The organism is Aureimonas pseudogalii (assembly GCF_014196835.1).
Classification (GTDB): domain Bacteria; phylum Pseudomonadota; class Alphaproteobacteria; order Rhizobiales; family Rhizobiaceae; genus Aureimonas; species Aureimonas pseudogalii.
Map to the genome: position 1 here is coordinate 1 of NZ_JACIEK010000037.1, position 9,963 is coordinate 9,963.

Annotated in this window: 3 protein-coding genes and 1 pseudogene; 3 read left to right on the plus strand and 1 reads right to left on the minus strand. The window is 62.2% G+C overall.

The annotated features are described in order from the left end of the window. Positions 1-500 precede the first annotated feature (500 nt). From GGR04_RS23385 to GGR04_RS23395, 3 genes and pseudogenes are all read left to right on the plus strand, one after another. Positions 501-6,038 (plus strand): autotransporter domain-containing protein, encoded by a 5,538-nt coding sequence (locus GGR04_RS23385; protein ID WP_183202974.1) that lies wholly within the window; start codon positions 501-503, stop codon positions 6,036-6,038. Beyond that, positions 6,038-6,607: an invasion associated locus B family protein gene (locus GGR04_RS23390; protein WP_183202976.1), complete on the plus strand. Its 570-nt coding sequence runs from the start codon at positions 6,038-6,040 to the stop codon at positions 6,605-6,607. The genes GGR04_RS23385 and GGR04_RS23390 overlap by 1 nt, the downstream gene beginning before the upstream one ends. 230 nt (positions 6,608-6,837) lie before the next feature. Then, positions 6,838-7,493: pseudogene (locus GGR04_RS23395) on the plus strand (IS630 family transposase); the annotation flags it as partial. A gap of 94 nt (positions 7,494-7,587) precedes the next feature. On the opposite strand, the gene GGR04_RS23400 reads toward GGR04_RS23395, so the two are convergent. Continuing rightward, positions 7,588-8,265, minus strand: coding sequence for a hypothetical protein (locus GGR04_RS23400; RefSeq protein ID WP_183202978.1), 678 nt, complete (start codon positions 8,263-8,265; stop codon positions 7,588-7,590). Between the last annotated feature and the right edge of the window lie 1,698 nt (positions 8,266-9,963).

Below are 9,963 nucleotides of genomic sequence, written 5' to 3' on the forward strand. Positions count from 1 at the left end.
CGACAGATCGCCACGCGCCAATACCGCCTCCCTAAAAGGAAGCCTTGAATCACGCCTCAAACAATCTGGGAATCCACTTTGTCAACAGGACCTAGTCACTCTCTTGCGACTGCAAACAGAGCCGGACCATTGGCGGCTGGTTCGAACCGTCGTCCCGCCCGCCGTTGTGATGGCTCGTGATGTCCATTCCGCCCCTCCGCCCGTCCGCGACCTTCAAGGTACCGGACGTTCTTCGCCAGAGTCGGTGCTACGTTCGCCCTTTCTGTCCGGTGTACCCTTTCTGCAATTGACCCATTCGGGATTTAGCACGCCAACGTTCAACAGCAAGTTGCCGATGGCAGCGATCGGACGGACGAGAAGCGATGCGCAAAAGCCCTGAGAAGATAAACGCTGGAGCGTACCCTAGACGTTACAGCGCCAACAACCTGCGCACGAACGATACGGTCTTAGGAGAGCGTGATGCTCCCGGATCGTCCGCCCGAGCACTGAACAGATCTGTGATGTCCACCGCCAAAGCGGCATGGCTTGCCGGGGTGTCCGCGCTGGTATTGGCGGCATGGACGGGGACAGCGTCCGCCCAAAGCGTGACGATTACCGGCGAGGTCGATCCCGGTTCGGCTGTTAGCCCAACCTGGGCGATCTCGCAGTACCTTGCCATCGGCCTTAATGGCAGTGGAACGGTAACGGTCGCGGCGGGCGGCACAGTCAGCAACACCTATGGTTTTATCGGCCGCGTTGCGGGCTCGACGGGCACGGCGACGGTGACGGTGACGGGCACGGGCTCCACCTGGTCGAACGGCGGTTACCTTTTTGTTGGCGAAAGTGGCAACGGCACGCTGACGGTCGCGGCGGGCGGCTCGGTCAGCAACGCCTTTGGTTACATCGGGCTCTACGCCGGCTCGACGGGCACGGCGACGGTGACGGGTGCAGGCTCCACCTGGACGAATGACGGGAACCTCTCTGTTGGCAACGAGGGCAGCGGCACGCTGACGGTCGAGGCGGGCGGTGCGGTCTTCGCCGGCGGGGCTTCGGGAGCGGGAGGCGTGTGGGTCGCACGCAACGCCGGCTCGACGGGCACGGTGATCGTCGGCGCGGCGGCAGGCCAGACGCCGGTATCGGCCGGTCGCATTGCGGCAGCCGAGCTGGCCTTCGGCGCCGGCACCGGCACGCTGGTCTTCAACCACACCGGCAATCCCCACGGCTCGCCGGTGGTCTTCGCGCCGCTGATCACCGGCGCTGGAACGATCAATCATCTGGCCGGCACGACCGTCTTCAACGGTGCGAACACCTACACGGGCGTGACCACGATCTCCGGCGGGATCCTTCGCGTCGGCCACGGCGCGGCCCTGGGCGGCACTTCGGCCGGGACGACCGTCGCGAACGGCGCAGCTCTGGAGGTGACGGGCGGCCTCACCCTTATCGAACCGCTGATCGAACCGCTGACGCTGAGCGGCGGGGGCGTTGCCGACGGCGGCGCGCTTCGCAACCTCTCGGACAACAACACCGTCAGCGGGCCCATCACGCTCGCCGGCGCCAATACGCGCATCAACTCCGATGCCGGCCTGCTCACATTGTCCGGCGGCATCTCTGGGCTCGCCGGCGCCAACCGTGACCTTGTTCTTGGTGGAGCTGGAAACGGCGCGGTCTCCGGCACCATGGGCGGCAATCTCCGCACGTTCCTCAAGGATGGAGCCGGGACCTGGTCACTGACGGGCGTGAACACCTTCGCCGGTGAGGCGATCGTGAATGGCGGGGCGCTGACGGTCGAGGCGGGCGGCACGCTCGGCAGCGGCGAGGGTTTCATCGCCCGCGACTCCGGCTCGACGGGTACGGCGACGGTGACAGGCGCGGGCTCCACCTGGACGAACGGGCAACTTTCTGTTGGCGACGGTGGCAGCGGCTCGCTGACGGTCGCGGCGGGCGGAGCTGTCAGCAACACCAGTGGTTTCCTTGGCTATTTTGCTGGCTCAACAGGCACGGCGACGGTGACGGGCGCGGGCTCGACCTGGACGAACAGCGGAGCCCTCGATGTTGGCCTTGGTGGCAGCGGCACGCTGACGGTCGAGACGGGCGGCTCGGTCAGCAGCGTCTTTGGTTACATCGGCCTCTACGCCGGCTCGACGGGCACTGCGACGGTGACGGGCGTGGGCTCGACCTGGACGAACAGGGGTTCTCTTGAGGTCGGCTACGAGGGCAGCGGCACGCTGACGGTGGCGGCGGGCGGGGCGGTTGTTGAAGGCACAACCGCGGGCCCGGGGACCGTGGCGGTCGCGCGCAATGCCGGCTCGGCGGGCACGGTGAACATCGGCGCGGCGGCCGGTCAGCCGGCGGTCTCGGCCGGTCGCATCGCGGCGGGCAGGCTGGCCTTCGGCACCGGCACCGGCACGCTGGTCTTCAACCACAGCGGCAATCCGGATGGCTCTGCGGCGGTCTTCGCTCCGGTGATCACCGGCGCGGGAACGATCGATCATCTTGCCGGCAGGACCGTCTTCTCCGGCACCAATACGGCCCCGGCCTCCTTCACCGGCACGACGAGCGTGACGGGCGGCACGCTCTCGGTGAACGGCGTCCTCGGCGATCTCAATGGTACGGGCGGCCTGAACCAGGCGCAGGTGACCGTCTCGGGCTCGGGCACGCTCGGCGGAACCGGCACGATCGCGGGCTCGGTGGCGGTGAGTTCGGGGGGCACGCTGTCGGCGGGCAACTCGCCGGGCACGCTGACGGTCAACGGCAACGTGGCGCTGGGTTCCGGCTCGACGGCTCTGTTTGAGCTCGGCACACCCGGCGTCGTCGGTGGGACCGACAACGATCTGGTGCGGGTCGGGGGCAACCTCGCGATCGACACGGGCTCGACGCTGGTCCTTCGCAACTCGGCGCACGCCAACGCGGCGGCGACCAGCGGCATCTACACGCTGTTCGACGTCGCGGGCACGACGAGCGGCACCTTCGGCACGGTCACCAACGGTGGCGCGATCGCGACGGCCGACGTCCGGCAGGCTGCCACCAATCCCGGCGGCGCGCCGTCGCGGTTCGACATCCTCCTCGCCAATGGCGGTCAGGTCGTTCAGGTCTTCGACGGCACCGATCAGACCGCGGATGGAACGGTCGACGGCGGCACCTTCAACAATGCCTGGCGCTCGCAAGTGGGCGTCTTCTCCGGCGCGCCCGGCACCGTCAGCGTCTCGGGCACGCAGAGCTTCGAGGGTCTGCAGTTCACCGTCGGCGGCTATGACGTCACCGGCGGAAGCCTGAACCTTGCGGGCAACGCGACCGGCTCGAACGGGCGCAGCTTCGTCACGGTGGACACGGGCACCACGACCATCGCCTCGACGCTGATTGGAACGGGCGGCCTCTTCAAGCAAGGCGGCGGCACCCTCGTTCTGTCCGCGGCGAACAGCTACACGGGCGGCACGGACCTCGCCCGCGGGACGCTGGCCATCGGAGCCGACGCCTCTCTGGGTGCGGCCTCCTCCGGCCTGATCTTCTCCGGCGGCACGTTGCGCACGACCGGCAGCTTCGCCAGCGCGCGGGACGTCGCCATCACCTCGAGCGGCACGATCTCGACGGACACCGGTGTCGCCACGACCCTGTCCGGCGTGATCTCGGGCGCCGGCTCGCTGACGGCGACCGGCACCGGCACTCTCATCCTGACGGGCGCGAACACTCATCAGGGCGGCACGCGGATCGCCGGCGGCGGCCTGACGCTCGCGACGGGAGGCTCGCTCGCCTCCGGCGTCACCAATGCCGGCATCTTCACGAACGACGGGACCGTCTCGGGCGCCGTCGCCAACAGCGGCACCACGAGCAACACCGGTGCCGTCACCGGCGACGTGACGAACAGCTCGGTCTTCGCCCAGTCGGGTTCGATCGGCGGCAGCGTCGCCAATACGGGCACGTTCACCCAGAGCGCCGGTTCGATCGGCGGCAACGTCACGAACGGCGCCGCCTTCACCCTCTCGGGCGGCACGATCGGCGGCTCCATCGCCAACACCGGCGCATTCACCAGCACCGGGACGGTCACGGCGTCGGGTGGCGTCTCCAACACCGGCACGGGCACCCTCACTGTGACGGGCGGCAGCCTCTCCAGCCTCGCCTCGCTGACCAACGCTTCGTCGGCACCCGTCGGCGTCTCGGTCGCTTCAGGGGCAAGCCTTGCCACGAACGCGCTCGCCGGGACGAACGCGTCGTCGGTGACCGAGGTGAACGGCACCCTGTCCTTCGCCGACGCACCCTATGCCGGCCTCTTCACCGGGGCGGGCCGTATCGAGCAGACGGGCGGCACCTTCACGGCAGCGGCATCCAACACGAGCACCCAGAGCTTCACCGGCGTCTACGATCTCGGCGGCACCATGATCGTCTCCGGCACCTTCGGCGATCTCGGCCAGGCAGGCGGACTGAACGGCGCTCAGGTGAACGTCAACGCCGGCGGTCGGCTCGGCGGAACCGGCACGATCGCCGGCTCGGTGTTCACCAGCGGCGGCACGCTCGGCGGCGGGCTTCGCGTCGCGGGCGACACCACGCTCGGGGCTGGGTCCATCTTGAAGGGCAGTCCCATCATCGGCGGCAACCTCGTCGTCGGCTCGGGTGCTGTCGTCTCGCCGGGCAACTCGCCGGGCACGGTGACGGTGAACGGCAACGTCGCGTTCGCGGCGGGCTCGACCTATCTCGTCGAGACCGTTCCGGGCTCCGGGCTCTCCGACCTCATCGCCGTCGGCGGCACGGCGACGTTGAACGGCGCACAAGTGCGTCACATCGGGCTCGACGGCGCGTATCTGCCGACGCAGACCTACACGATCCTGACGGCACAGGGCGGCGTCAGCGGCCAATTCGCCAGCGCAACGTCGGACTACCTCTTCCTGTCGCCCACGCTCGGCTACGCCGCGAACGCCGTGACGCTCCGTCTCGACCGCAACGACACGCGCTTTGCCAGCGTGGCCACGACCGCCAACCAGCGCGCGGCGGCCACGGGCCTGGAGGGTCTGGGCTTCGCCAACGCGGCCTTCGCCGCGGCAAGCGTGCTCGACGCACCGAACGCCCGCGTCGCCTTCGATCAGCTGTCCGGCGAGGTTCATGCCTCTCAGAAGACCGGACGGCTCGAGGATGTCCGCTTCCTTCGCAACACCGCCATGGAGCGGCTCGATGCCGCCTTCACCGTTCTCGACGAGCAGGGCAGCGATCCCGTCGAGGGTTCGGTGGTGCTTGCCTCGACGGGCATCGAGGCCTGGATCTCGGGCTATGGCTCCTGGGGCGAGACGGATGGCAACGGCAATGCCGCCTCGCTCGATCGCGACATCGGCGGCTTTCTCGTCGGAGCCGACGGCTTCCTCACCGAGACGCTGCGCATCGGCGTCATGGCAGGCTACAGCGAGGCCTCCTACGACGTGGATGCGCGCGGATCTTCGGCCGACGTCGACTCGACCCATGTCAGCCTCTACGCCGGCACCATGCTCGGGGCCGTGGAGCTGAAGGCTGGCGCCTCCTACAGCTTCGACGAGATCCACACCTCCCGCCAGATCGCCTTCGGGACTTTCCGCGATCAGCTGACGGCGAGCTACGACGGCGGCACGGCGCAGGTGTTCGGCGAGGCGAGCTATCGCGTCGACTTAGGCTTCGGCACCTCGATCAGCCCCTTTGCCAATCTGGCCTATGTCAGCCTCGACACGGACGGGTTCAACGAACGGGGCGGCTCAGCAACCTTGCGTTCGAGCGATGATACGACGGAGACGACGTTCTCGACGCTCGGCCTGAAGGGTCAGGCAACGATGCCGATCGGCGGGCTGGCTGTGAACGCCACCGGCATGCTCGGCTGGCGCCATGCCTTCGACGACCGTACGCCGACCGACACGATTGCCTTAATCGCAGGTGGCCCGGCCTTTACCGTCTCGGGCGTGCCGATCGCTGAAGACGCCGCCATCGTCGAACTCGGCCTTGGCATCGACGTCGCGCCGAATGCCACGCTCGGCCTGCACTACGCCGGACAGTTCGCCAACGATGCCACCGACAACGGCGTGCGCGCCACCTTCGAGGTCAAGTTCTGATGCCGAGCACACCACGGATTCTGGCCCAAGCAGTTCTGCTGGCCGCCGGTCTCATCGGACCTCTCGGACAGTATGCAACCGCTCAAGACGCGACAGCACTTCCGGGCGGTGCCAGTTCGCTCACCGAAGCGCATGGCGACTGGACAGTGGCCTGCCAGGTGGCACCGGCATCGGCTGCCCAGCCCGCCCGAAAGGTCTGCGCGCTGTCGCAGCGCCAGGTGAACCAGCAGGGGCAGATGGTGTTTGCCGCCGAGCTTGGGCCATCGGGAGAGGGCGGGGCCACCGGCCTGCTGATCTTGCCGTTCGGCGTTGCCGTTCGCGACGGGGTGATCGTGAAGATCGACGATGTGCAGATGGGAGAGCCCCTCGCGTTCTCGACCTGCCTGCCCGCCGGCTGCATCGTGCCGCTGGACCTCGACGCCGACACGGTGGCGAAGCTCACGGGCGGAAAGGCCGGCATCATCACGGCACCCACTGTGGAGGGCGCTCCGATCGAACTGAGCCTGTCGCTGAACGGGCTCGGCGGGGCTATGGCGCGGGTCACTGAGCTCGAGGGTATCGGCCGCTGAAGAGAACACCGCCGATGGCTCTGTTGCAAAGATTTTGCGGCTGCTGGAAAGTTAGAAAATCCGTCCACGCCGAGACCTGTCCGCATCCGAGTTGGCCAGTTGTCGTAGCTTCAAACGATCTCTGAGGCCAAGTTTCGGACGCGATTGGCGATCGAAACTTGGAGACAGTAGGACAAATTTCTACACGCCAAAAACTTTGCAACAGAGCCGTCGAGCGCGACCTGCATATGGGCCGTTCGGCGCTGAGCGCCTGGCTCCGTCGGCGGAGCTGGACGTTCAAAAAAAGACCGCACACGCACTGGAGCAGGAGCGACCGGACGTCTTAATGCGCCGGCAAGCCTGGTTCGAGGGCCAGATCGACCTGGACCCGGCCAAGCTTGTGTTCATCGACGAGACAGGGCTGAGCACGAAGATGGCGCGCCTTCGGGGTCGCGCGCCGTGTGGCGAGCGCTGCCGATCCGGCGTGCCACACGGTCACTGGAAGACCACGACCTTTACAGGCGCGCTCCGGCTGTCGGGCATGACAGCTCCATTCGTCTATGACGGCGCCATGAACGGTCGGGTGTTCCTAGCCTATGTCGTGCAAGTGCTCGTACCGACGCTTTCGCCCGGTGATGTCGTCATCATGGATAATCTGCCAACTCATAAGATCGATGGCGTTCGGATAGCCATCGAGGCAGCAGGGGCGAGCTTGCGCTTCCTGCCGCCCTACTCACCCGACTTCAACCCGATCGAGAACGCCTTCGCCAAGCTGAAGGCTCTGCTGCGCGCCAGAGGCGAGCGCACCATCGACACCTTATGGCGAGCTGTCGGTGACCTCGTCCCAGCCTTCACGCCAAACGAATGCGCCAACTGCTTCCGGGCCGCAGGATACGATGCAACGTGAACCAGATCTGCTCTAGCGTCTCATAATTCTCTCTCTGCATTTTTTGCAGCGTAAACAAGCAAGTCACCAATCTGTTTGACACCAGATGTTAGGCTCATTGGATTTCCCCTTTACGATATTGGTTTGCTATCCGTCGTTTTCTATCTAGCGCCGCAACAATAATTGTGACAATGTAAGAAAAAGAAGGAAAACAGGCCCAGAAGGCCGCCGATTTTCTATTGTAGTGATCACCAACTGATATTGGCTGAAGAGATGCAATCGTAAAAATAACAATAGGAAAAATGAGCAAAACAATCCCGCGCCCGGGTAATATGTTTCCTCTATTATCTTGCTTGCTAACAAGACTATTAAATATTCCATCGTAAAATATTGAGTGGATTATGGCTGTTAATACTAAAAAGGCGTTTGAAATCAAACTATATAACATAAAGCGGTGTAATTCATGAAGTGTTCGCGGATCCAGGACAAATCCCGTCGCATTTTCATTTGCTAGATTAAACCACTTCCCTCGTAAATCATTATATTCTGTAAAACTATAAAATACATGCTCAACCCAGGTCAACGTCGAATTATCGACTTGAATAAAAACGAATGAAGATAAAATATAAGGCGAAAATGCAAGAAAAAGTACAAACGTCGCTACAGGTATATTTTGTTTTTCATTTCCGACCTGCCGATTAACGACAAATATATACAAAAATATATTTGAAACCGGACCTATAAAATAGCTCAATAATACGTAAAACAAGAAAAATATGATATTGACTAACATCTTAAATTTCCTATTTGGTATCGCGCAAGCAAGCAGTTCCCTGTCGTCTCAGCATGCGTTATTACGTATGAATTAAATTGTCAATATATATTACTTTTCTTATTTTTCCTATGAATAATTACCGGTTTAATTCGTTTGACAAACTTGTTCCGAAAGAAATGAGGGCTAAATATCCAACGCAAGAAAACGGTTGCTTTGCGAAGCGCAGTTGCAAAACCGGGTCGAAAATTGAGTTTGTCGGGCTTCTCTCTATTAGGCGTGCTGATGAGCTCTGTTGCAGAGGTTCTCGGAGCTCTGGAAACGTAGAAAATTCATCGTAATCTGCATTCGAAGCCGATGCTGATTGGTGATTTTCAGGCCCTGCAATGATCTTTGAGCGCTGGTGATGACCCTCGGTTTGGCTCAGCGTTGGCGGCCGGTAGAATGAAATTCTAGGCGGCTCTGTTGCAAAGTTTTTTCGGCTGTCGGAAAGTTAGAAAATCCGTCCACACCGAGACCTGTCCGCATCCGATTTGGCCAGTTGTCGTAGCTTCAAACGATCCGTGAAGCCAAGTTTCGGACGCGATTGGCGGTCGACAATGGGAGGCAGTAGGACAAATTTCTACACACCAAAAACTTTGCAACAGAGCCGTCGTGACGGCCTCAAACAGCGACCGCGCATGAAGCGGAGCAATCGCCTGCAGGCGCAGGCGAGGCGACGTAAGCTCTTGCGGGAATACCGGTGTCATGCCCCATCTGCCAAACGGCGGCAATTTTCCGATTATTATCAAACAAGACGAACAGATAAACACTCGACCAAGCCCTTTCCAAGCGCTCAGAACTGCTTTCTATGCTGGATAGAGCTGCCGTTGCGCGCAACGCTGTTTGGGCTTAGCCTCACGAGGCGAAATCTTGTTTTTGGAGCTTTGCTATGTCCGACCGTCGCTTGTCGTTCAGTGTTCAGCCGTGGCCTGTTTCCCTTATGATCGGCCTTTTCGTGCTGATTTTGACGACTTTGTACCAGTCGTTCTCATGGTCTCAGCCCGTTTGGATGGTAGCGCTTGTGATCGCTGGTATCGGCTTCCTGTCAGCGTGGGTCGCGCAGGTTGCCTATGCCAAATTTTTCGACCGGAGCCGCTAACAACCCTGTTTCTGAAACACTTCGCCTGTAAAGTGTTTGAGCGCGAAGGCCGGTTTCAGGAAGCTGGAGATATCAAACTCGGGCGGTTTCCGGAAAGTCAGCTTACCGTCGGAGAACGGCAGAAAGCTGACGCTCTCACGCGGCCCGCATCCAAGCCAGTATGGTATCGCCTTGCGCAGGTCGGTGAGGGGGCAGGGCTTTCATGCTATACGTCGTTGTTGGACTGATTGGCTATCAGACTGCCAAGGTTTTCCTTCCCATTGTCAGTGCAGGATGTATTAAAGCTGCCGACTTGACGTCGGACAAACCAGGCGGTTGGGCCGGCTGCTACCGAGATGGGGAACGCCGTCTCGTGTTCACACCGGATATGGCAGGTTACCTCGGTGTTCTCACGTGGCTGCTGACTTTGGTCATCTTCATCGTGGCGACAGGACGGTGAGGCAACCTGAGCGGTTGGTCCCGTACGTCCGCTTGCCGGTACGCCTAGGTCCTGTTGACAAAGTGGATTCCCAGATTGTTTGAGGCGTGATTCAAGGCTTCCTTTTAGGGAGGCGGTATTGGCGCGTGGCGATCTGTCG